This window comes from Mycolicibacterium parafortuitum, from assembly GCF_002086815.1.
Lineage (GTDB): Bacteria > Actinomycetota > Actinomycetes > Mycobacteriales > Mycobacteriaceae > Mycobacterium > Mycobacterium parafortuitum.
The window spans coordinates 223,101-245,084 of sequence record NZ_MVID01000003.1 but is presented as its reverse complement, the minus strand read 5'-3'; the positions used below and the strand labels follow the sequence as shown (position 1 = coordinate 245,084).

Sequence of the window (21,984 nt, the reverse complement as noted above, 5' to 3'; positions counted from 1 at the left end):
GGGTGGACTTCCGAGCAGCACTGCTCGAGCAGACTCGAGCCTTCGGTGACCTGATCCGATCGGCAGACCCGGCCACGCCGGTGCCCACCTGCGGGGACTGGACCCTCAAACAGTTGTTCCGGCACGTCGGCCGCGGAAACCGTTGGGCCGCACAGATCGTCAGCGAGCGGCGGACCGATCCGCTGGACCCCCGCGACGTGCGCGACGGCAGACCGACCGAGGATCCCGACGCGGCGATCGACTGGTTCGTCGGCGGTGCGCAGGCGATGATCGACGCCGTGGACCGGGCCCGCCCCGACACCAAGGTGTGGACGTTCGTCGGCCCGCGCCCGGGCGGGTGGTGGCTGCGCAGGCGACTGCACGAGGTCCTGGTGCACCACGCCGACGCCGCGATGGCCCTGGGCGCGGACTTCGAGCTGGCGCCCGACCTGGCCGCCGACAGCATCAGCGAATGGATCGAACTGGCCGCCAGCAGCCGGCACGCGACGCCCCCGCTGGACCGGCACAACTCCATCCACCTGCACGCCACCGACGAGAAGCTCGGCCCGACCGGCGAGTGGACCATCGTGCACGACGAGGACGGCATCTGGTGGTCCCACAACCACGGCAAGGGCAGCGTCGCGCTGCGGGGACCCGCGACCGGGCTGCTGCTGGCCTTGACCCGCCGCAAGCCCGCCGACGCGGCCGGGCTGGAGGTGTTCGGCGACTCCGCGGTGTGGGACGCGTGGCTGGAGCGCACCCCGTTCTAGCGGGCGCGCCGCCTAAGCTCGACTCATGACCACATCGGAGTTGGCCACCGTCCTCGCCTGGCACGACGCGCTCAACGACCGCGACATCGACACGCTGCTGTCGCTGTCCAGCGAGGACATCGAGATCGGCGACGCCCACGGCGCCGCGCAGGGACATGACGCACTGCGCCAGTGGGCGCAGTCGCTCGACGAGAAGGTCGAACCCGGCCGCATCTACGTCCACGACGGCGTCGTCGTGGCCGAACAGCAGATCGTCTCCGTCACCGGCGAGACCGGCGCCGCGGCATCGGCGTTCCGGGTGGTGCACGACCACGTCACCTCGGTGTTCCGGCACCCCGACCTGGCTGCCGCGCTGGCCGCCACCGACCTCGACGAAGCGGATCTGTCCGGCTGATGCGCGGCATCGTGCTGGCCGGCGGATCGGGCACCAGGCTGTACCCGATCACGCTGGGCGTCAGCAAGCAGTTGATGCCGGTGTACGACAAGCCGATGATCTACTACCCGCTCTGCACGTTGATGATGGCGGGAATCCGCGACATCCTGGTGATCACCACCCCACAGGACGCGCCGGACTTCCGCCGGCTGCTCGGCGACGGCTCGGCGTTCGGGATCGACCTGACCTACGCGGTGCAGGACGAGCCGGACGGGCTCGCGCAGGCGTTCGTGATCGGAGCGTCGCACATCGGTTCCGAATCCGTCGCACTGGTGTTGGGTGACAACATCTTCTACGGCCCCGGCCTGGGTACCAGCCTGCAGCGCTTCCGCGACGTCCGCGGCGGAGCGATCTTCGCGTACTGGGTGGCGAACCCGTCGGACTACGGTGTCGTCGACTTCGCACCCGACGGCACCGCGCTGTCGCTACAGGAGAAACCCGCCACCCCGACATCGCACTACGCGGTGCCCGGGCTGTACTTCTACGACCACGACGTCGTCGAGATCGCCCGCGGGCTAAGGAAATCCGCACGCGGCGAGTACGAGATCACCGAGATCAACCAGACCTACCTGCAGCAGGGCCGGCTCAGCGTCGAGGTGCTGGCGCGCGGCACCGCGTGGCTGGACACCGGCACCTTCGACTCTCTGCTCGACGCCGCCGATTTCGTGCGCACCATCGAGCGGCGGCAGGGGCTGAAGATCAGCGTGCCCGAAGAGGTGGCGTGGCGGCTCGGCTACATCGACGATGACGCGCTCGAAGAGCGGGCGCACACTCTGCTCAAGTCGGGCTACGGGGCTTATCTGCTCGAGTTGCTTCAGCGCTGAGTCCCGCCGAACCCGGGCTCTCCCGCGGTTTTGTGCTGCGCGCCACAATTGTAAACATTGGTCTATAGGTCTTGTTTTTAGTTCTTTAGGCCCTTACGCTCCTGTCAGTTCAGTGACTCACGTCACCATCGACGAAAGGCAGGCTCTGTATGGCGCTCCGTTCAGACCCCCCGGCGCAGGTCGCCGCCACCCAATCCGGCGAGGGTCACACCCTCAAGCGGGGCGCCATCGGACTGGCCGGCGTGGTGTTCATGGTGGTGGCGTTCTCGGCGCCGATCACCGCGATGACGGGCAACCTGCCGGTGGCGGTCGGATTCGGTAACGGCTTGGGCGCCCCGGCCGGCTTCATCATCGCCACCGTCGTGCTGAGCATCTTCAGCGTCGGATTCATCGCTCTGGCAAGGCATATCACCGCTGCCGGGGCGTTCTACACGTTCGTCTCCCGCGGCTGGTCGAAGATTCCCGGCTTGCCCGCCGGGGTGATGTCGATGTTCACCTACATGACGATGGAAGCCGGTCTCATCGGCATCTTCTCCGTCTTCGCCGACCAGGCGATGTCCGCGCAGTTCGGAATCGACCTGCCGTGGCTGGTCTATGCGGCGATCGGCGTGATCGTCATCGCCACCCTGTCGCATTGGGACATCTCGGTGGCCGCCAAGGTGCTGGGTGCGGTGCTGGTCGCCGAGATCGTGATGCTGAGTCTGACCGCCACGGCGTCACTGGTGCATCATCCGGAGGGGATGAGCTGGGAGTCGCTGAACCCGGTGAGCGCGCTGAGCACCAACGGAGTCGCCGGCGGCGTGGTGGGTCTGGGCCTGCTGATGGCGTTCTGGTCGTGGGTGGGGTTCGAGTCCACCGCGATCTACGGCGAGGAGTCGAAGAACCCGAAGAAGATCGTCCCGCAGGCCACCATGATCGCCGTCATCGGGATCGGCGTGTTCTACACCTTTATCGCGTGGGGCATGATCGTGGGCAATGGTCCCGCCAAGGCGGTCGAACTATCCTCCGGCGCAACGCCGTTCGACCTGATCTACGCGCCGACTCAGCAGTACCTGGGCCAGTGGGCGATCGTCGTCTTCGAATGGCTGATGGTCGGCGGTTCGTTCGCCTGCGCGCTGGCGATCCACAATTCCGCCGCGCGTTACCTGTTCGCCTTCGGGCGCGACGGGCTGCTGCCCCGTCGTCTCGGGGAGGCGCACCCCAAACACGCCTCACCGTATGTCGCGTCGCTGGCCCAGAGCGCTTTTGCCGCCATCGTCCTGATCGTGTGCGCGGCCAGCGGCTCGGACCCCTACGCCGTGTTGTTCGTGCTGGTGGCGATCCTGGCCACGCTGTGCCTGTTGACGGTGCAGACGATGTCGTCGATCGCCACGGTGGTGTACTTCCACGTCAAGAAGCAACATCCGGAGACCGCCAGCTGGTGGCGCACCCTGGCCGCTCCGATCATCGGCGGTGCCGGCATGGTCTACGTCATCTACCTGATGGCCTCGAACATGTCCGCGGCCGCGGGAACCGCCTCGGAAACGCTGTTCTTCAAGCTGATCCCGTACATCCTGCTGACGCTGCTGTTCGGGTCGATCGCGGTGGCCCTGTACTGGCGCAAGGCCAAGCCGGAGCTCTACGCCCGCATCGGGTCCACCGTGTTCGACGACAAGCCCACCGACTGATGTTCCGCGCCTCCGCCGCCGGCTCAGCGCTTGAGCCAGCTCTCCAGGGTGTTCCGGGTGTCGTTGATGTGAGCTTCCATCCGCGACGCGGCCAGCTCGGGCTCGCGTTCCTCGATCGCCTCGAGGATCGATTCGTGAAAGTCGTTGGCGTTGGGCTCCAACCGACCGAAGATGGCGCCCACCGGAAGCCACATGCGGCGGCGGGCATCGCCGACGGCATCGAGCAGGCGGTCGTTCTGGGCCGCCTGCGCGATGCCCATGTGGAAGGCGGTGTCCAGGGTCTGGAACTCGATGGTGCGCTGGGCGGACTGCTCCTGCAGGGCGATGTTCAAGGCGGATTCCATGCCGCCGAGCAGTTTGCGCAGATCGGCCAGGTCGATCGCACGACGACGGGCGGCTGCCAGCCGGGTGGCGCCGGTTTCGACCACGATGCGGTAGTCGAAGGCGTCGCGGATCGCCCGCTTGTTGCGGCGCAGCTCGCGGCGCATCTCGGCGGGGTCGACGTGCGGGGCCTGCACGGTGAACCCGCCCCCGCGGCCGCGGCGCACCGCGATCAGGCCTTCGCGTTCCAGGACCGCAACCGCGGTGCGGACCGTGGTCCTGGACACGTCGAGCATTTCGGAGAGTTCACGTTCGGTCGGTAGCCGGTCGCCGGGCCGGAACTGACCCAGTTCCAGCGCCCGGCGCATCTGGTCGACCACGAGCTCGTGGGCCGGGATCTGCCGGACCGGGCTCAGCGCCGACGGGCGTTCCGCACTCATGTGGAGCCCCCCTTTCGTTTGCCAGCACGGTACCGCATCGGCCCTCGTAAGGGGGTTTTGTCCAGCCCTTTAGACCAAAGGCCGCACCGGTTCGGGAGATGCTCCGGGCATCGCCAAATAAAAGAACTAAAAACTTGACCAATAGGTCTTTATGCACGAAACTAACGTTCAGTTCGTGATTCGAGTCACCAGCCGAGAAGGGTTGAGGCGTTGGGAAACAAAGTCATCGTGACCGGCGGTGCCGGGGTCATCGGGCAGGCGATCTGCCGCAGATTGCTGCAGAGCGGGTACGTGCCGGTGGCGGCCGACCTCAAGGGCGCCGTCGATGCCGTGGACTTCGGCCGGGACGGGCTGGAGGGCACCCTGCCCCTGGTCATGGACGTGACGGATCGCGCCGACGTCGATTCGGCGGTGGCGTCGACGGTTGCCGACGGTGAGACGCTCTACGGCCTGGTCAATTGCGCTGGCATCCTGCGGGATTCGTTCCTCGGAGAGATCGACGAGGCCAAGCTCGAGCTGATGTTCCAGGTCAACATCGCCGGGATGGCCCGGGTCACCGACGCCGTAGCGCCTCTGCTGACCGCGGGTAGCGCCATCGTCAACGTCGGCAGCCTGACCGGACACTTCGGCCGATTCCGCGGAGCGTCGGTCTACGGAGCCACCAAGGCCGGCATCGCCGCCTACACGCGCTACATCGCCGAAGAGCTTGCACCGCGGTCCATCCGGGTCAACAACGTCGCCCCGGGGGTGATCCGCGCCCCGATGAGCCCGTCGATGGCGAGGGTGTCCGGAGGCGAAGAAGTCAGTGCGTCGTACGCGATGCTCAAGCGCATCGGCGAGCCCTCGGAGGTGGCCGAGGCCGTCGAGTTCCTGCTCTCCCCGCGGGCCTCGTTCATCACGGCGCAGACCCTGCTGGTGGACGGCGGTGTCGTCGCATGGTGAGCGCCACGGATCTGAGCACCGATCCCGCTCTCGGCTTCACGTCGGTCGAGCACGCCAACGCGCTGGCATTCGAGCGGCTCGACGCCGCCGACCCGTGGGTGGTCGACGTGGCCGCGGCGCGCGATGTGCTGCCGGGATACCGCGACAATCTGGTGCTCACCTCCGGGGCGCCGATGGAGTGGTCGCAGTACACCGGCGGTCAGCGTGAGGCGCTGATCGGTGGGGCGCTGTTCGAGGGGCTCGCGGACAGCCGGGAGGACGCGATCGCGGGATTCGACTCGGGCCGCATCGAGGTCGGCGCCTGCCAGGACTACGCGGCCGTCGGATCGCTGGCCGGCATCTACACCGCATCCATGCCGGTGTTCGTGGTGGAGAACCGCACCCATGGGAACAGGGGCTTCTGCAACTTCTACGAAGGCAAGGAGCCCCGCCGGCTGAACTACGGCTGCTACGACGAGGGCGTCCACCAACGCCTGCTGCACGTCAACACCGTGCTCGCGCCCGTGGTCGGGGAGGCGATCCGCCGCCGCGGCGGGATCGCGCTCAAGCCGTTGATCGCCCGTGCGCTGCGGATGGGCGACGAGGTGCACAGCCGCAACGCGGCGGCCTCCATCCTGTTCAACCGGGAAATCATGCCCGCTATCCTCGACATGTGCGACGATCGAGTGCCCGGCGTCCGCGAGACGATGCTTCACCTCGCTGAGAACGACTACTTCTTCCTCCGGCTCTCGATGGCAGCGGCCAAGGCCTCTGCCGACGCGATGGTGGTGCCCGGGTCGACGCTCGTTTCGGCGATGGCGTTCAGCTGCCGGGGCTTCGCGGTGAAGCTCGCCGGGCTCGGCGACACCTGGTTCGAGGGGCCACCGCCCATCCACCAGGGAAAGCTGTTCGCGGGGCACACCGAAGACGAGATCACCTGGATGGGCGGCGAGTCTCCCATCACCGAGACGGTGGGCCTCGGCGGATTCGCCCAGGCGTGCGCGTTGTCGCTGCAGGAGTATCAGGGCGGGTCGCCCCAGGTGATGATCGAGCGCAACCTGGAGATGTACTCGATCACCCACGGCGAGAACAGCACCTATCGCATCCCGCAGTTCGCCTTCCGGGGCACCCCGACCGGCATCGATGCGCGCAAAGTCCTCGAGACCGGGGTGCTGCCGGTGATGGACGTGGGTCTGGCCGGCCGCGACGGGGGACAGATCGGTGCGGGCGTGATCCGCGCGCCGCGGGAGTGCTTCGCCGATGCGCTCGCCGAACACCAGCGTCGTTTCGGCGCGCGATGAGTGCAGGCCGTCCCGTTCCCGCCCTGCCCCTCACCTTCAGCGGAGGCGACGCGTTGGTGACCGGCGCCGCGTCGGGGATCGGCGCCGCGATCGCCCGGACGCTGATGACGGCGGGCGTGCGCACGATCCGGATGGATCTTAAAGCGCCGCAACCAGATCCCGATTTCCCGGACCATCTGCAGGCGGGGGTGGCGCTCGACGTGCGGGAACCGGACCTGCTGGACAAGTTGTCCGGTGCCGCACCCGAGAACGTGGCCTATCTGGTCAACTGTGCAGGCGTGATCGACGATACGGGCTTCTCCGGCGTGGACCGCGCGCTGTGGCTGCGCTGCCTGGAGATCAACCTGATGGGTGCCTACAACACCATCGACGCGCTCACCCCGGTGTTACGCCGCGCGTCGCCGGCCGCCGTGGTGAACATCAGCTCGATCGAAGCGGGGCGCGTGGTCGCGTTGTCCAATCCCGATCCGTCCCCGCAGTACGCGGCGTCCAAGGCGGGGCTACAGATGCTGACACAGAGCGCGGCGCGTGCGCTCGCCGCCGACGGGGTGCGGGTCAACAGCGTCTCACCGGGATTCGTCGCCACGCCGATGGCTGCCGCCCACGGCGACACCACCGAACTCCCGCCGGCACTCGCCCCTCGGGTGCCGGCGGGGCGCTTCGCGGCGCCCGCCGACATCGCGCACGCCGTCGCCTTCCTGCTCAGCGACCAGGCCGCCTACATCACCGGCAGCGACCTGCGCGTCGACGGAGGTTTCCAGCTCACATGACCGAAACCGAGACCGCCACCGTGGTGGCCTACGAACCGGCGCTGGGGCGCCCGGCACGCGTCGGCACCTGGGATGAACTGGCCAAGGGGACATTTCGCGTCGCCACCGAGCACTTGGAGCGCGGCGACTGGCGGGCCGCGGCGGAACTGGTCGAGATCTCGGTCACCGAAGCCGAGGAACTGCGCGATGTGTACGAACGGTGGCCGATGTCGATCCGAGCATGGATCGAATCACACGGTGTGGCACCAGATCTCGTCGACGAGGCGGCGTCCCGTCTTACCGCACTGATCGGCCGGCGGGCCATGGACGGTATCGAAGCGCAGTGGCCGGAGTTCGTGGCCGCGGTCGGCGCGGCCGCCGCCGCCTGTCGCGAGCGGCGACCGGACGCGGCGGCGGCGATCGAGGCGGCCCGCTCGGTCTGGCAGGGCGTACACGATCGCGCGGTGGACCGGGTCAGCGGACTCATCGACATCGCCGTGCGGACCGTCGGCGAACACGCCCTGGGCGCTCTGTGGGATGCGTTGATGGCCGACTGGTACGACGTGCACGAGCGACGCTATGCGCTGAGCAATCAACCGTGGGAGACCTCCGCCCACCAGCTCATGATTGCGATCGTCGACGGCTTCCACGCCCATCTGGCCGGTACCGGCCGGCAGGGCGACATCGAGATCATCACCGAGCCCACCCGGGTCGGATTCCGGTTCGCCCCATGCGGATCGGGAGGGCGCAGCCTGGACACACGCATCACCGACGGCGCCCCGAGAGCCGCCGGCCCGTACGGATTCGCCGTGACCACCGAGCGCCACGACTGGGCGTGGAACACCGTCGGCATCTGCAGCTACTGCGTGCACTGCTGCCTGCTCAACGAGGTGATGCCGATCGACCGGCTGGGTTTCCCCACCCGGGTGATCGACGCGCCGACCTGGAACCCAGACAACCCGGTCACCGAGTGCACCTGGTGGGTGTACCGCGACCCCGCCGATGTTCCCGACCACGTATACGAGCGGGTCGGACGTAGTCCCTCCCGTAGACCGACCCGACGAGGAGACGTGTGATGCCGGTGGCGATGACACAACTCGAGGTGCCCGACTACGACCTCGGAATCCGGGGAAAGCTGGTCCGCAGCGAGAAGACCGTGAACCCGACCAGCCTGTCGTTCTGCACCATCCTCTACGGCCTCTCCGTCGCCGACGAGGTGACCGACACACCGGTCAGCAACGCCGCCAACGGATATCCCGACGCGCTGCTCGTTCCCGACGAATCGACCCGGGTCGAATTGCCTTGGCGCCCGGGCACCGACGCCGTGATCGCCGACATGGTCGCCGCCGACGGGACACCGATCGAGATGTCGCCACGCCACTGCCTGCGCGCGCTCGTCGACCGCTACGCCGAACACGGCCTGGAACCGGTGCTGGGCTTCGAGTACGAGTTCTGGCTGTTCCAGGACGGCCCGGCAGCCGACGCACGCCGGCCGCTGGGCTCCACCGAGAGCGCCTACTCACTCAGCAGGGTCGCCCAGTCCCACAGCCTGGCAGCAGAATTCATTGACCGCATGCATGCCGTCGGTGTCGAGATCGAGATGTTCCACACCGAGCTGGGGCCGGGGTTCTTCGAGTTCACGATGGCGCCGGCTCCGGCGTGCCAGGCCGCTGACTCCGCGGTCCGGGCCCGTCAATATCTGCGCGACCTGTGCGCCGAACGCGGTCTGCACGCCAGCTTCATGGCAAAACCCTACGGCGACAAGTCCGGCGCGGGTGGTCACGTGCACTCCAGCTTGAACCGAGACGGTGTGAACGTGTTCTCCGACGGCCACGGCGCGCTGTCCGGCGACGCCACCCGATACCTGGCCGGCCTGCTCGCAGGCATGGCCGACACCACCGCACTGTTCAACCCGTACGTCAACTCCTACAAGCGCATCGATCCGGAGATGTTCACCCCGACCGCGGCCACCTACGGCTACGACGATCGCGGTGCGGCCTGCAGAGTGATCCTCAACGACACGAAATCCGCTCGGGTGGAGCATCGCAGGCCGGGCGCCGACACCAGCCCCTATCTGGCGGCATCGGCGCTGCTGGCCGCGGGTCTGCACGGCCTGGAGAACGATCTCGGGTTACCACCCGGCGATGAGGAGCCGGTGTCACTGCCCGGCGACCTGACGACCGCACTGGAGGCCTTCGAGCATTCGCCGTGGCTACCCGATCTGCTCGGCAAGGCGTTCTGCACGTCGTTCGCCGCCACCCGCCGTGCCGAAGCCGACCGCTATGCGCAGTGGCTGCGCACCAACATCACGTCCTGGGAACTCACCCGCCACCTGGAGCATCAATGACCGACGAATCAACCCTGCTCGACCTCGACCAGTTCGAGAAGCTCGCCGCGACCGGAGAGATCAACACGGTCGTCTGTGCCACACCCGACCCCTACGGTCGCCTCGTCGGCAAACGGCTGACGATCCCGGCGTTCCGGTCGCTGGGCCTCAGCGGCACCGGGATCAACGCCAGCAGCTTCATCTTCGCGGTCGACCTGGAGATGAACCCGCTGGATCTGCCCGTGTCCAATGCGGACAACGGGTGGGCCGACATCCGTCTGGTTCCCGATGTGACCACGCTGCGGCGGGTTCCCTGGGAGCCGCACGCCGCACTGGTCATCTGCGATGCCTACGAAGCGGATTCGGACACCATGCTGGCGGTCGCCCCCCGCACCATCCTGCGACAGCAGATCGAGCGGGCGCGCGAGCAGGGCCTGGCGTTCAAGTTCGCGTCGGAGCTGGAGTTCTTCCTTGCCGCCACCCCACCCCGGCAGGCCTGGGAGCTGGGCTATCAGAACTTGAAGATGTTGTCGGACTACCGCTCTGACTATCAGATGGTCCAAGCCGGCCGCGACGACTGGTTCATCGAGCGGATCCGCAACCAGATGCCCGGCTTCGGTGTCTCCATCGAGTCGTCGAAGCCGGAGTGGGGGCTCGGACAGCAGGAAGTCACCCTCGACTACTGCGACACGCTGGAGATGGCCGACCGGCACGTGCTGTTCAAGTACGGGGTCAAGCAACTCGCCCACGCCGCGGACCTGACGGTGACGTTCATGGCGAAACCGAAGATCGACGACGTCGGTTCCTCCTGCCATCTGCACGTCAGTATGTGGTCCTCGGACGGCAGCCCGTTGAGCTGGTCGGAGGAGAGCGGCGGCATGTCCGGGAAGTTCGGCTCGTTCGTCGCAGGCCAGTTGACCCACGCCGCCGACATGACGCTGCTGCTGGCCCCGACGGTCAACTCCTACAAGCGGTTCCAGCCCGACCAGTTCGCCGGCACCGCGATCGCGCTCGGCGCCGACAACCGATCGTGTGCGTTCCGATTGGTGGGTACGGGTCCGTCCTTCCGGGTCGAGAACCGCATCCCCGGTGGTGACGTCAACCCCTATTACGCGTACTCGGCCACCATCGCCGCCGGGCTCGACGGGATCGCGCGCGAACTACCCGCACCCGACATCTTCGACGGCAATGCCTGGACCGGTACCGGCGTGCCGATCGTCCCGACCTCGTTGCATCAGGCGCTGCGCCTGTTCGAAGAGTGCAAGATGGCCCGCGCCGCGCTCGGAGACGACGTGTTCGACCACCTGCTGTCGTCGTCCCGAAGCGAACTGGTCGCATTCGATTCGCACACCGTCACCGACTGGGAGATGCGCCGCTACTACGAACGCGTGTGACCCGAACCGACGATTCTTTCCCCGCAACACTTTCAGGAGTACCGATGCCGATCGACCCCATCGCCCAGAAGATGCTCGACGATGCCAAGAAGTCCGGGCGCCCGAACGCCCACCTGCTGCCTGTGCCCACGGCCCGGCAGAACTTCGAGGACACCTTCGGGGCGCTGGCGAAGCCGCCGATCCACCGCGTCAGCGACGTGGAGATCCCGACCCGGGACGGACAGACCATTCCCGGTCGGCTGTACCTGCCGTCGGAGGACGCCGCCGCGCTGCCGCTGACGGTGTACTACCACGGTGGCGGATGGCTGCTGGGCAGCATCGACTCCCACGACGTCGCGACGCGTCTGCTGGCCAACGCGTCGGGCAGCGCGGTGCTCTCCGTCGGCTACCGCCGCGGACCGGAATCGCGATTCCCGACCGCGGTCGAGGATGCGATCGACGCGCTGAACTGGGCCGCCGATCCGGCCTCCGGCCTGGGCGTGGACACCACCCGGTTGGCCGTCGCAGGCGACAGCGCGGGCGGGAACCTCGCCGGCGCCGTCGCACTGCACGTCCGTGACACCGGTGCGCCGGCACTGCGGCATCAGCTGCTGGTGTACCCGGTGACCACGACGGACCTCACGCGCGGTTTCGACGACGAGTACCAGGGCGTGATGCTCGAACGCGACGAGATGCAGTGGCACCAGGACAATTACCTCCCGAGCAGCGATGCCGCCGCCGATCCCCGGGTGAGCATCCTCGACGCCGACCTGAAAGGTCTGCCCCCGGCCACGGTGATCCTCGCCGAATGCGATCCGATCCGGCCTCAGGGCGAGCTCTACGCCGCCGCTCTCGCCGAGGCCGGCGTGCCGACGCGGACCCATCAGACCCCCGGCATGGTGCACGGGTTCTTCGGTCTCGACGAGGTGTTCCCGACGGCCACCGACGCGATGGCGTTCGCCGGGCGGCGGCTGGCCGATGCGCTTGCGGTGCAACAGCGATGACCCGCACCGCGCTGGTGACCGGCGCCGGTGGCGGGATCGGTGCCGCGACGGTGGCCCGCCTGGCAGCAGACGGCGTCCACGTCATCGCGACCGACGTGTCCGAGGCCATCCCGGTGCTGCCGCCGGGAGTCGACTACGTGTCATTCAACCTGCTGACCGGTGAGCCGGAGGAGCTGTTGTCGCTGATACCGGGCGGTGCCCTCGACTATCTGGTCAACGCCGCCGGGGTCGCGCTGTTCGACCGGGACGGATCGAGCCTCGACGTCGAGGAGTCCGTCTGGGACCTCACGCTGGGGGTCAACCTGCACGGGACACGGCGGCTCATCGTCTCCGCCGTCCCGTATCTCCGCGCGGGCCAGGGCAGGAGCATCGTCAACGTCGCGAGCATCGCCGGCCTGCGCAACATGGACTCACCGTTGGACGCGTATCAGGTGAGCAAGGCGGCGTTGGTCTCATTGACCCGCAGCCTCGCGCTGCAACTTGCGCCGGAGGGCATCCGCGCCAACACAGTGTGTCCGGGCGCGATCCTGACCCCGATGATCGAGCCGCTCTACCGCGAGAGCCCGGCGCGCAGGACCAATATGGAGGAGCGAACTCCATTGGGCCGATTGGGCTTCCCGACCGACATCGCCAACGCCATCCGCTTCCTGCTCTCGGAGGAGGCCTCGTTCATCACCGCCACAGACCTGGTGGTGGACGGCGGCTGGATCGCCCAGACGAAGTAGCGACAGACCAGCCGACCGGGGTATTGACACCCGTATTAATGGTCTAAATACTAAACCTATAGAACTTTTGAGATGTTTCGCCCAGCTGGGCACGAGCGAGGAGACAACACCGATGACCGCAACCGTTCCCGCCCCCCGTGTGGCGATCATCGGTGCCGGGTTCAGCGGCCTGGCAGCTGCGATCGCGCTGCGGCAGAAAGGGATCGAGAACTTCGTCATCTTCGAGCAGAGTGACGGGATCGGCGGCACCTGGTGGTTCAACCGCTATCCGGGTGCAGAGGTGGACCTGGAGTCGCACGTCTACTCGTTCTCCTATGCGCGCAGCGACTGGACCCGTACCCACGTGGGATGGCAGGAACTGCAGGAGTACCTGGAGCGGGTCGCCCACGACTGGGACCTGGCCCGCCGGATCCAGTTCAACGAGAAGGTCGTCGACGTCCGCTGGTCCGACGAGGACCAGACCCATACGGTGACGACGTCTTCGGGTGCCGACCACGGAACGTTCACCGCGGTCATCAGCGCTGTCGGGTTCCTCAACATCCCGATCGTCCCGCCGTTCGCCCGCGAGGACCACGAGTTCGAGGGTGCGATGTGCCACACCTCGGCGTGGATCGACGGACTGGACCTCACCGGCAAATCCGTCGGCATCGTCGGCACCGGATCCTCGGCGGTCCAGGTGGTCACCGAGGCCGAGAAGGTGGCCAAGGACGTGACCATCTTCCAGCTCGAGCCCAACTGGTTGGTGCCCAAGAACAGTCGCGACTTCACGCCGCTGGAACGCCGGCTCAACAAGCTGCGCGCGGTCTACGCGTGGCGCCGCTGGGCGCTGTACTTCGACTACGACCGCAGGCAGTTGCGATCGAGTCACGCCCGCAGCACCGGGCGGTTCAACAGGCGGCGGCACCAGGCCTCGCTGGAGTTCATGCGGCGAGAACTCGCCGGGCGTCCGGACCTTCTCGAAAAGGTGACGCCGGCCTTCGCCTTCGAAGGTAAGCGGACCGTGTGCAGCGACACCTACTATGCGTCGCTGCGCAGCCCCAAGGTGACGCTCGTGCCGCACGCGCTGAAAGGCCTCACCCGAACCGGCGCCATCGATGCCAACGGCGACGAACACAATCTCGACGTGATCGTTCTGGCCACCGGCTTCGACGCCGCGAACTACCTTGGCAACTACCAGGTCTACGGGCAGGGCGGCCAGGAACTGCACAGCGCCTGGAACGGAGAGCCCGAAGCCTTCCTCGGCATGATGGTTCCCGGCTTCCCCAACTTCTTCATCATGTACGGACCCAACACCAACTCCGTGCCGCTGGTGCACTTCTACGAAGCACAGGCCGACTTCGCGGCATCCCTGATCCGCCGTGCCGCGAAGACCGGCAACCGCATCATCGACGTGCGCCGATCGGCGTTCGTCATCTACAACGACTGGCTGCAGGCCCAGCTCGCCAAGACGGTGTGGGCGAAAACCCACAACTACTTCCGTGCCGGAACCGGCAAGGTCGTCTCGCAGTGGCCTTTCGGTGCGACGCCCTACATCCTGGCGACGAAGCTGCTGCGCAGGATCGCCGTCCGGTTGAGCTGAGTGGCACCGCGACAAGGAAACACCATGACCGCGAAACCCCTCATAGCCGTCACCCTCAACGCCGCCGAACTCGACCGGATGGTGCACTGGCGCAAAATGTTCGACGGCCTGCAAACCGTCGGAGCGATACCGATGGCGGTCGAGTGCGCGAGCGCGATCGCCGACCTCGAGCACACCGTCGGGACCGTCGACGGGCTGATCATCAGCGGCGGTGGAGACGTGGACCCGCGGCGATGGGGCGGAGACCCCGATGATCCGACCCTGAGCTGGGTGAACCCCGTCCGCGACGAGAACGAGATCGCGGCGTTCGAGGCCGCCTGGAACCGGGGTCTCCCGACCCTGGCGATCTGCCGTGGCGCCCAGCTCGTCACCGCTGCCCGCGGCGGTGAACTCTACGCGGACCTGCCCCGCGATTTCCCGTCGGCGATCGCACACCGACTAGGGGAGGAGGCCCTCCTCGAGACCGCGCACGACGTCGATCTCGTCGAAGGCAGCCGCATCGCCCGGTGGACGCAGGCCGGCACCAGGATGAAGGTCAACAGCCAACACCACCAAGGGGTGCGCCGCCTGGCCGACGGCTTCACCGCGTCCGCGTACGCCCCCGACGGTCTGGTGGAAGCCTTCGAGTCCCCTGATCACCCGGTCACCGCGGTTCAGTGGCATCCCGAAGTCAACTGGGGCAGTTGCGAATTCTCCTACCGCATCCTCGACGGCTTCGTCGAATCGTGCAGGGAAAGGCGGGCCAGCACCTTGTCCAAGGTGACCGGAAGGTCCCGCACCCGCACCCCGGTGGCGTTGTAGACCGCGTTCACCACGGCCGCGGCCGAACCGACGATGCCGATCTCGCCGGCGCCGCGCGAGCCCATCGGGTTGGTGTGCTCGTCGACCTCGTCGAGCCAGATCGCGTCGACGTCCTCGACGTCGGCGTGCGAACTGAAGTGATAGGTCGCGAGATCCTGCGTGACGACGTGCCCGAAGCGGGCGTCGCGCACACTCTCCTCGTGCAGCGCCATCGACAGCCCCATGGTCATGCCGCCGATCAGCTGTGAGCGCAGCGTGCGCGGGTTGATCGCCCGGCCGACCGAGAACACGCCGAGCATCCGCGGCACCCGGATCTCACCGGTGTCGCGGTTCACCTTCGCCTCGACGAAGTGCGCGCCGAAGGACTGCATGGTGAACTTATCCGCTTCCGGGTTCTCCGGTGCCTCGGCCTCACTCGTGGCACCGATCGCCGGCGGATCCCCGTGCTCACTGCGGAACCTCTGTGCCGCAGCCACTATCGCGCGCCCCCAGGAGTTGATCCCCGACGATCCGCCCGCCACCGACGCATCCGGCAGCGCCGAATCACCGATCTGCAGCTCCACCGCCGCGAGATCGCAACCCAGCGCGTCCGCTGCGATCTGCGTCAGCGTGGTCCACGTTCCGGTGCCGATGTCGGCGGCACCGATCTGCACCAGATAGCGCTCCCGCGCCGGGTACGTGATCCGCGCGGTGTTGCCCGGCATCTGCATCGCCGGATACGTCGCCGACGCGACCCCGACACCGTGGAGCCAGTCGCCGTGGAGCCGCTGCGCCGGCCGGCGGTCCCAGTCCGACCAGCCGAACCGCTGCGCGCCGAGGCGCAGGCATTCCACCAGATGCCGCCCGGACCACGGGTTTCCGGTCTCCGGGTCGACCTCGGGGTCGTTGCGGATCCGTAGCTCGATCGGGTCGATCCCGGTGGCGACGGCCAGTTCGTCCATCGCGACCTCGGCGGCGAAGGTGCCCGGGCATTCGCCTGGCGCGCGCATCCAGAACGGCACCGCGACATCGAGCGCCGCGAGGCGGTGCGTGGTCCTGCGGTTCGGCGTGGCGTACATCTTGCGGGAGGTGACGGCCGTCTGCTCGGCGAATTCCTTGACCGCGGAGGTCTGCCCGATGGCATCGTGCACCAGCGCGGTGAGTTTGCCGTCCTTGTCGGCGGCCAGCCGGACCCGCTGGATGGTCGGGGTGCGGTAGCCGACGAGGGAGAACATCTGCTGGCGGGTCAACGCGAGCTTGACCGGCCGCCCGTTCGCCCGTTGCGCGGCCAGCAGGGTGAGCACGTTGTGGGCGTGCGGAGATCCCTTCGACCCGAACCCGCCGCCGACGTACGGTGCGACGACACGTAACTGGTCGGCCTCAAGCCCGAGGATCGGCGCGAGCGCCTTACGCGCCGCGTGTGGACCCTGGGTCGAGTCGTACAGCAGCACATCGGGATTGCCGTCGCGAACCTGCCACTGTGCGATGCACGCGTGCGGCTCCATCGGGTTGTTGTGCTCCAGCGGCGTGGTGTAGGTCTGGTCGACGACGACCTCGGCGGCGGCCAGCGCGGCGTCGACGTCGCCGTCGGCGGTGTCGCTGGGATAGGACGGGTTCACCGAATCCGGCGTGTAGAGGCCGGGATGGTCGGCGCGCAGCTGCGCGTCGTGCGGTTCCGCGATGTACTCCGCCCGCACCAGTGCGGCTGCCTGCCTGGCGATCTCGGCGGTCTCGGCGACCACGCCGCCGATGATCTGACCGCGGAAGTGCACCCGGTCGTCCTGCAGGATGGCCAGCTCACCGTCGGAGCTGTCGGCCAGCTCCGGGGCGTCGAAGACCGTCAGTACGTCGAGCACCCCGTCGACGGCACGGGCGGCGTCCGTGTCCATCGTGATCACCCGTCCCCGCGCGATGGTGGCCTGCACCGGATGCAGGTACGCAGGGGACCCGACCAGGTGCTCGTAGGCGTAGGTCGCGGTGCCGGTCACCTTGGCCGCCCCGTCGCGGCGGGCCACCGGTGTGCCGATGGCGCGCGGTTCGAGCAGCGTCATCGCCGGCCCCTCTCGGTCAGCATCCGCAGCTGCGCGATCAGTGTGCGCCTGGTCAGTTCGACCTTGAACTCGTTTCCCGGCAACGGTTCCGCGGCGGCGAGTTCGGCGTCCGCCGCAGCGCTGAACGCGTCGGCGTCAGCAGGGGAGCCGGCGAGCATCTGTTCGGCCTTGTGGGCCCGCCAGGGTTTGTGGGCGACACCGCCGAGCGCGATGCGAGCGGTCGCGATCGCGTCGCCGGCGAAACTGAGCTCCACGGCGACCGAGCTGAGCGCGAACGCGTACGACGCGCGGTCGCGGACCTTGCGGTAGTCGGAGACCGCACCGGGCGGCGGGGCGGGGATCTCTACGGCGGTGATCAGTTCACCGTGACCGAGCACGGTGTCGCGGTGCGGTTCGTCACCGGGCAGCCGGTGGAACTCGGTGACGGGTATCCGGCGTGGTCCGTCGGTGCCTTCGACGACGACCACCGCGTCCAACGCGCTCATCGCGACCGCCATGTCCGACGGGTGCACGGCCACACACTGTGGCGACGCGCCCAGGATCGCGTGGTAGCGCACGTAGCCGCCGAGCGCCGAGCAGCCGCTGCCCGGTTCGCGCTTGTTGCACGCGGTGGTGACATCCTGGAAGTACACACATCGAGTGCGCTGCAAAAGGTTTCCCGCGGTGGTCGCCGCATTGCGCAGCTGCCCGGACGCCCCCGAGAGCAGAGCCCGCGACAGCATCGGATAGCGCGAGCGGATCACCGGGTGGGCGGCCAGATCGCCGTTGCGGACGTTCGCGCCGATCGTGACGCCGCCGTCGTCGCCGACGGTGACGTCGGTGAGGTCGAGACGGCTGACATCGACGAGCAGATCAGGTTCGGCCACACCGAGTTTCATGTGGTCGACGAGGTTGGTGCCGCCGGCGAGATAGACCGCACCCGGATGCGCGGTCAGCGTCGCGACGGCGTCGGAGGCGCTGGTGGCGACGTGGTAGGCGAACGGTTTCACCGGTCCGCCGCCTTGCCGATCGCCGCGACGATGTTCGGATACGCCGCGCAGCGGCACAGGTTCCCGCTCATCCGTTCCCTGATCTCGTCATCGGTCAGCGTCGGGGACGCATCGAGGTCGTCGGCGATCACGCTGGGTGCGCCCGCCTTGACCTCGTCGAGCATGCCCACCGCAGAACAGATCTGGCCGGGGGTGCAGTACCCGCACTGGAACGCGTCGTCGTCCTGGAACGCCTGGGCGACCGGATGCAGCGCGTCGCCGTCGCCGAGGCCGGCCGCGGTGGTGATCCGCGCGCCGTCGGCGGCGACCGCGAAGACCAGGCAGCTGATCGCGCGGCGGCCGTCGACGAGCACGGTGCACGATCCGCACTGCCCGTGGTCGCAGCCCTTCTTCGGGGCGGTGGCGCCGAGTCTTTCGCGCAGCGCGTCCAACAGGGTCATGCGGTTGTCGACGGTGACGGATCGTCGCTGTCCGTCGACTTCGAGGCTGACGTCAGAACTGTGTTGGGGCGGGCTCACCGTCGGCGGATACCCGGGGCCGAACCCACCAAACTACGGCCGGCGGTCGACCCGCGGGGCGGCCAGCAGTGCGGCGATGCCGGTGGTCAGCGGCACCGACAGCGCGAGCGCGATGCCGCCGACCGCGGACCGCGCCACCTCGATGGCCACCAGCTCGCTGGTCAGCACATCCCCGAGCGACCGGTTCGCGACGCTGAACAGCAGCAGCAGCGGCAGCGCGCTACCCGCGTACGCCAGCACCAGCGTGTACACCGTGGACGCGATGTGGTCGCGGCCCACCCGCATCGCGCCGACGAACACGTCGCGCCGGGACGCGTCGCCGAGCGCCGCCAACTCGAACGTCGTCGAGGCCTGGGTGACCGTCACGTCGTTGAGCACACCGAGGGAACCGATGATGAATCCCGCCAGCAGCATCCCGGTGATCGAGACGTTGCCCAGATAGGCGGCGACCTCGTTGTTCTGGTCCTCCGACAGCCCGGTCAGGTGGGTCAATTCGATTGCCGCCCAGGACAACACCGCCGCCAGCAGCAGCGAGGCCAGGGTGCCGAGCAGCGCCGCGCTGGTCCGAAGGCTGACCCCGTGCGCCAGGTAGATCACCGCGTACAGGATCGCCGCCGACCCGACCAGCGCGACCGGTACGGCCGGGGCCCCGTCGCGCAGGGCCGGCAGCAGGAACACCACCAGCACGCCGAACGCGATCACGATCCCGACCAGCGCCCGGAAACCCCGCCACCGCGCCACCGCGACGATCACCACCGCGAACACCAGCGCGAACGCGGCCAGCGGCCACGATCGCTCGTAGTCGTAGAACGCGTAGCTGGTGACCCCGGCGTCGTCGACCTGGCGGCTGAGGCGGACGTCGTCACCCACCGCCAATGTCGGCTGGCCGGGTCCGACCCCGATCTCGAGCAGGGTGTTGGCGCCCCGGTTGGGACCGGAGTCGATCGCGACCAGCGACTGCACGCACTCGGCGCCGGCACCGTCGGACGGCAGCGGCGCCGAGGTCAGCACCGACCCCGCCGACGGGCTGCCGCACGTCGCCGCGGTACTGGAGAGGACATGACCGGATTCGGTGGTGACCGCCCCGCCCGCGGCGTTCTGGAACGGCAGCGGGATGTCGGCCTTCTCACCGCTGGGCCACAGCAGTGCCGCGCCGATCAGGACCGCGACGCCGATCGCGACCAGCAGGCTGACCACGATCCTGGCGGCCAGCGGTCCCAGCGGCGACGGACCTGCCAACGAGTGCGAATGCGAGTGCGCCACCCGGACAGGGTAGTGGGCGGTGGCGCCGGAATTGGCGCGCAAGGGGATGGTCGCGGCGACTTAGCCTGAGGACATGACCGGAAGCGCCGACCGTTCGGCATTGAAACGACGCTACGAGTCCGTGGTCGCCGACGCGGTGGTGCCCGTCCTCGGCTGCCGCGGATTCGTCAGGTCCACGAACACGTTTCGCAGATCACGCGGACCGCTCTACGACGTCATCGAGTTCCAGGCCAACTGGAACAACGGTGTCACGTCCTGGTACGGATTCTTCGTCAACGTCGGTGTCGGTTCCGTGGAGATCGACGAAGCCTGCCCAGGCCATTCCCGCACCCTCCACCGATCCGAGGAGTTTCTGCTGGACCGGCGCTGGGAGCATCTCGTGCCGGCGGCCCCCTACGAGCTGCGATTCGACCGGAGCACAGACATGACGGCGTTCGCCACGAGCCTGTGCGAGAACTTGGAGCTGGTAATCGCAGCGGTGGAACGTATTTCGACGACTGCCGAGCTCGTCGACTACGCCGTCACCAACAACCTGCTGATCGCCTACGAGAAGACGTGCTGCTACCTCGCGGCGAGCGGAGACCTCGCCACCTTGGACGCCTACGTCGGTAAGCTCCGCGACCGCTTCGGGCACCAGGACCGCTGGGAGAACTTCAGGCACCGGATCAGCGCCGTGGCCGGACCTGTGGCCGAGCCCTACTGCCGGTAGTTGGCCAGAAAGTTGCCGAGCCGTTCGATCGCGGCGGACAGGTCACGTGCCCACGGCAACGTCACGATGCGCAGGTGATCCGGTGTGGGCCAATTGAATCCGGTGCCCTGGACCACCAGGATCTTCTCCTGCAGCAGCAGGTCGAGCACCAGCTGTTCGTCGTCGGCGATGTCGTACACCTCGGGGTCCAGCCGCGGGAACGCATACAGCGCACCCCGCGGCTTCACGCAGGACACCCCGGGGATCTCGTTGAGTTTCTCCCACGCGACATCGCGCTGCTCGAGCAGCCGCCCGCCCGGCAACACCAGGTCGTCGATGCTCTGATGGCCACCGAGCGCCACCTGAATCGCATGCTGGGCAGGCACGTTCGGGCACAGGCGCATGTTGGCCAGCAGGCTGATGCCCTCGATGAAACTGGCGGCGTGTTCCTTGGGCCCGGTGATCACCAGCCACCCGGAGCGGTACCCGGCCACCCGGTACGCCTTGGACAAACCGTTGAACGTCAACGTCAGCAGGTCCGGCGCCACCGAGGCCAACGAGATGTGCTCGGCGTCGTCGTAGAGGATCTTGTCGTAGATCTCGTCGGCCAGCAGCAGCAGTTGGTGCTTGCGCGCCAGATCGGCGATCTGGGTCAGGACCTCACGGCTGTACACCGCACCGGTCGGGTTGTTCGGGTTGATCACCACGATCGCCTTGGTGCGGTCGGTGATCTTCGACTCGATGTCGGCGACGTCGGGATTCCAGCCCTGGGTCTCGTCACACAGGTAGTGCACCGGGGTGCCGCCGGCCAGCGAGGTGCACGCGGTCCACAGCGGATAGTCCGGCGCCGGGATCAGCACCTGGTCCCCGTTGTCCAGCAGCGCCTGCAGCGTCATCTGGATCAGCTCGGAGACACCGTTGCCGAGGAACACGTCGTCGATGTCGAAGCGCGGGAAGCCCTCGACGAGTTCGTAGCGGGTGAACACGGCGCGGCGGGCGCTGACGATGCCCTTGGAGTCGGAGTAGCCCTGCGCGTAGGGCAGCGCGGCGATGATGTCGCGCATGATCACATCGGGGGCCTCGAACCCGAACGGGGCGGGGTTGCCGATGTTGAGCTTGAGGATGCGGTGGCCTTCGGCCTCCAGGCGGCCCGCGTGTTCGTGCACCGGTCCGCGGATCTCGTAGAGAACGTCCTGCAGCTTGCTCGACTGCGTGAACTCACGCTGGCGCACGTGCTGGCCACCGCCGGTCTGCCACGGCGCCTGATGCGTACTCATGCCGAA

The 21,984-nt window shown here is 67.9% G+C and carries 21 protein-coding genes; 15 read left to right on the top strand and 6 right to left on the bottom strand.

What is annotated here, in order from left to right; all coding sequences use genetic code 11:
* Positions 1-2 precede the first annotated feature (2 nt).
* The 4 genes from BST38_RS05975 (at position 3) to BST38_RS05960 (ending at position 3,673) form a co-directional block, all read left to right on the top strand.
* Entirely contained in the window at positions 3-749 is a 747-nt protein-coding gene (locus tag BST38_RS05975) for a maleylpyruvate isomerase family mycothiol-dependent enzyme (protein ID WP_083142333.1), read from the top strand.
* A 25-nt stretch (positions 750-774) separates the two neighbouring features.
* Positions 775-1,143, top strand: coding sequence for a nuclear transport factor 2 family protein (locus tag BST38_RS05970; RefSeq protein WP_083142332.1), 369 nt, complete (start codon positions 775-777; stop codon positions 1,141-1,143).
* A complete protein-coding gene (gene rfbA, locus BST38_RS05965; RefSeq protein WP_083142331.1) occupies positions 1,143-2,006 on the top strand; it encodes a glucose-1-phosphate thymidylyltransferase RfbA in 864 nt (287 codons plus the stop codon). Before BST38_RS05970 ends, rfbA begins: the two co-directional genes overlap by 1 nt.
* A 149-nt stretch (positions 2,007-2,155) precedes the next feature.
* Positions 2,156-3,673 carry an APC family permease gene (locus BST38_RS05960; RefSeq protein ID WP_083142330.1) on the top strand — a complete coding sequence of 506 codons (1,518 nt, stop codon included), beginning with the start codon at positions 2,156-2,158 and terminating at the stop codon, positions 3,671-3,673.
* Positions 3,674-3,696: 23 nt separating this feature from the next.
* Here BST38_RS05960 and BST38_RS05955 read toward each other — a convergent pair whose 3' ends face one another.
* Positions 3,697-4,434 carry a FadR/GntR family transcriptional regulator gene (locus BST38_RS05955; RefSeq protein ID WP_083142329.1) on the bottom strand — a complete coding sequence of 246 codons (738 nt, stop codon included), beginning with the start codon at positions 4,432-4,434 and terminating at the stop codon, positions 3,697-3,699.
* A 210-nt stretch (positions 4,435-4,644) separates the two neighbouring features.
* Between BST38_RS05955 and BST38_RS05950 the strand changes: the two genes are divergently transcribed.
* From BST38_RS05950 to BST38_RS05905, 10 genes are all read left to right on the top strand, one after another.
* Positions 4,645-5,376, top strand: a complete 732-nt coding sequence (locus BST38_RS05950; RefSeq protein WP_083142328.1) for an SDR family NAD(P)-dependent oxidoreductase — start codon at positions 4,645-4,647, stop codon at positions 5,374-5,376.
* Positions 5,370-6,656 carry a YlbE family protein gene (locus BST38_RS05945; protein WP_083142327.1) on the top strand — a complete coding sequence of 429 codons (1,287 nt, stop codon included), beginning with the start codon at positions 5,370-5,372 and terminating at the stop codon, positions 6,654-6,656. Before BST38_RS05950 ends, BST38_RS05945 begins: the two co-directional genes overlap by 7 nt.
* Positions 6,653-7,426: an SDR family NAD(P)-dependent oxidoreductase gene (locus BST38_RS05940; protein WP_083142326.1), complete on the top strand. Its 774-nt coding sequence runs from the start codon at positions 6,653-6,655 to the stop codon at positions 7,424-7,426. Before BST38_RS05945 ends, BST38_RS05940 begins: the two co-directional genes overlap by 4 nt.
* On the top strand, positions 7,423-8,481 hold the full coding sequence (locus tag BST38_RS05935) for a hypothetical protein (RefSeq protein ID WP_083142325.1): 1,059 nt from the start codon (positions 7,423-7,425) through the stop codon (positions 8,479-8,481). Before BST38_RS05940 ends, BST38_RS05935 begins: the two co-directional genes overlap by 4 nt.
* Complete coding sequence (locus tag BST38_RS05930) at positions 8,481-9,752, top strand: glutamine synthetase family protein (protein WP_083142324.1); 1,272 nt, start codon at positions 8,481-8,483, stop codon at positions 9,750-9,752. Before BST38_RS05935 ends, BST38_RS05930 begins: the two co-directional genes overlap by 1 nt.
* Positions 9,749-11,125 (top strand): glutamine synthetase family protein, encoded by a 1,377-nt coding sequence (locus BST38_RS05925; protein WP_083142323.1) that lies wholly within the window; start codon positions 9,749-9,751, stop codon positions 11,123-11,125. The genes BST38_RS05930 and BST38_RS05925 overlap by 4 nt, the downstream gene beginning before the upstream one ends.
* A gap of 44 nt (positions 11,126-11,169) precedes the next feature.
* Complete coding sequence (locus BST38_RS05920) at positions 11,170-12,108, top strand: alpha/beta hydrolase (RefSeq protein WP_083142322.1); 939 nt, start codon at positions 11,170-11,172, stop codon at positions 12,106-12,108.
* Positions 12,105-12,833 carry an SDR family NAD(P)-dependent oxidoreductase gene (locus BST38_RS05915; RefSeq protein WP_083142321.1) on the top strand — a complete coding sequence of 243 codons (729 nt, stop codon included), beginning with the start codon at positions 12,105-12,107 and terminating at the stop codon, positions 12,831-12,833. The genes BST38_RS05920 and BST38_RS05915 overlap by 4 nt, the downstream gene beginning before the upstream one ends.
* A gap of 112 nt (positions 12,834-12,945) precedes the next feature.
* Positions 12,946-14,412: a flavin-containing monooxygenase gene (locus BST38_RS05910; protein ID WP_083142320.1), complete on the top strand. Its 1,467-nt coding sequence runs from the start codon at positions 12,946-12,948 to the stop codon at positions 14,410-14,412.
* 24 nt (positions 14,413-14,436) lie between these two features.
* Positions 14,437-15,213: a gamma-glutamyl-gamma-aminobutyrate hydrolase family protein gene (locus BST38_RS05905; RefSeq protein WP_083142319.1), complete on the top strand. Its 777-nt coding sequence runs from the start codon at positions 14,437-14,439 to the stop codon at positions 15,211-15,213.
* Here BST38_RS05905 and BST38_RS05900 read toward each other — a convergent pair.
* From BST38_RS05900 to BST38_RS05885, 4 genes are read right to left on the bottom strand one after another with little or no spacing between them, the layout of a single operon-like run.
* The gene (locus BST38_RS05900; RefSeq protein ID WP_083142318.1) at positions 15,108-17,243 is read right to left on the bottom strand and encodes a xanthine dehydrogenase family protein molybdopterin-binding subunit; all 2,136 of its coding nucleotides are present in this window, start codon (positions 17,241-17,243) and stop codon (positions 15,108-15,110) included. The two genes, BST38_RS05905 and BST38_RS05900, sit on opposite strands and share 106 nt — an antisense overlap.
* Positions 17,240-18,232 carry an FAD binding domain-containing protein gene (locus BST38_RS05895; protein ID WP_083142317.1) on the bottom strand — a complete coding sequence of 331 codons (993 nt, stop codon included), beginning with the start codon at positions 18,230-18,232 and terminating at the stop codon, positions 17,240-17,242. Before BST38_RS05895 ends, BST38_RS05900 begins: the two co-directional genes overlap by 4 nt.
* Positions 18,229-18,750, bottom strand: coding sequence for a 2Fe-2S iron-sulfur cluster-binding protein (locus tag BST38_RS05890; protein ID WP_083142316.1), 522 nt, complete (start codon positions 18,748-18,750; stop codon positions 18,229-18,231). Before BST38_RS05890 ends, BST38_RS05895 begins: the two co-directional genes overlap by 4 nt.
* Positions 18,751-18,783: 33 nt before the next feature.
* Positions 18,784-20,013 carry a YibE/F family protein gene (locus BST38_RS05885; protein WP_237160678.1) on the bottom strand — a complete coding sequence of 410 codons (1,230 nt, stop codon included), beginning with the start codon at positions 20,011-20,013 and terminating at the stop codon, positions 18,784-18,786.
* A gap of 73 nt (positions 20,014-20,086) precedes the next feature.
* Here BST38_RS05885 and BST38_RS05880 point away from each other — a divergent pair, with 73 nt between their 5' ends.
* The gene (locus BST38_RS05880; protein WP_083142314.1) at positions 20,087-20,722 is read left to right on the top strand and encodes a DUF4304 domain-containing protein; all 636 of its coding nucleotides are present in this window, start codon (positions 20,087-20,089) and stop codon (positions 20,720-20,722) included.
* Here the strand turns inward: BST38_RS05880 and BST38_RS05875 are convergent.
* Positions 20,710-21,978: a pyridoxal phosphate-dependent aminotransferase gene (locus BST38_RS05875; RefSeq protein WP_083142313.1), complete on the bottom strand. Its 1,269-nt coding sequence runs from the start codon at positions 21,976-21,978 to the stop codon at positions 20,710-20,712. The two genes, BST38_RS05880 and BST38_RS05875, sit on opposite strands and share 13 nt — an antisense overlap.
* Positions 21,979-21,984: the final 6 nt, after the last annotated feature.

Bases quoted from the DNA above. Each gene is read 5' to 3' on its own strand.
- BST38_RS05970 (WP_083142332.1), top strand. From the start codon at position 775: ATGACCACATCGGAGTTGGCCACCGTCCTCGCCTGGCACGACGCGCTC.
- rfbA (WP_083142331.1), top strand. From the start codon at position 1,143: ATGCGCGGCATCGTGCTGGCCGGCGGATCGGGCACCAGGCTGTACCCG.
- BST38_RS05960 (WP_083142330.1), top strand. From the start codon at position 2,156: ATGGCGCTCCGTTCAGACCCCCCGGCGCAGGTCGCCGCCACCCAATCC.
- BST38_RS05955 (WP_083142329.1), bottom strand. From the start codon at position 4,434: ATGAGTGCGGAACGCCCGTCGGCGCTGAGCCCGGTCCGGCAGATCCCG.
- BST38_RS05945 (WP_083142327.1), top strand. From the start codon at position 5,370: ATGGTGAGCGCCACGGATCTGAGCACCGATCCCGCTCTCGGCTTCACG.
- BST38_RS05940 (WP_083142326.1), top strand. From the start codon at position 6,653: ATGAGTGCAGGCCGTCCCGTTCCCGCCCTGCCCCTCACCTTCAGCGGA.
- BST38_RS05935 (WP_083142325.1), top strand. From the start codon at position 7,423: ATGACCGAAACCGAGACCGCCACCGTGGTGGCCTACGAACCGGCGCTG.
- BST38_RS05930 (WP_083142324.1), top strand. From the start codon at position 8,481: ATGCCGGTGGCGATGACACAACTCGAGGTGCCCGACTACGACCTCGGA.
- BST38_RS05925 (WP_083142323.1), top strand. From the start codon at position 9,749: ATGACCGACGAATCAACCCTGCTCGACCTCGACCAGTTCGAGAAGCTC.
- BST38_RS05920 (WP_083142322.1), top strand. From the start codon at position 11,170: ATGCCGATCGACCCCATCGCCCAGAAGATGCTCGACGATGCCAAGAAG.
- BST38_RS05915 (WP_083142321.1), top strand. From the start codon at position 12,105: ATGACCCGCACCGCGCTGGTGACCGGCGCCGGTGGCGGGATCGGTGCC.
- BST38_RS05910 (WP_083142320.1), top strand. From the start codon at position 12,946: ATGACCGCAACCGTTCCCGCCCCCCGTGTGGCGATCATCGGTGCCGGG.
- BST38_RS05905 (WP_083142319.1), top strand. From the start codon at position 14,437: ATGACCGCGAAACCCCTCATAGCCGTCACCCTCAACGCCGCCGAACTC.
- BST38_RS05900 (WP_083142318.1), bottom strand. From the start codon at position 17,243: ATGACGCTGCTCGAACCGCGCGCCATCGGCACACCGGTGGCCCGCCGC.
- BST38_RS05880 (WP_083142314.1), top strand. From the start codon at position 20,087: ATGACCGGAAGCGCCGACCGTTCGGCATTGAAACGACGCTACGAGTCC.
- BST38_RS05875 (WP_083142313.1), bottom strand. From the start codon at position 21,978: ATGAGTACGCATCAGGCGCCGTGGCAGACCGGCGGTGGCCAGCACGTG.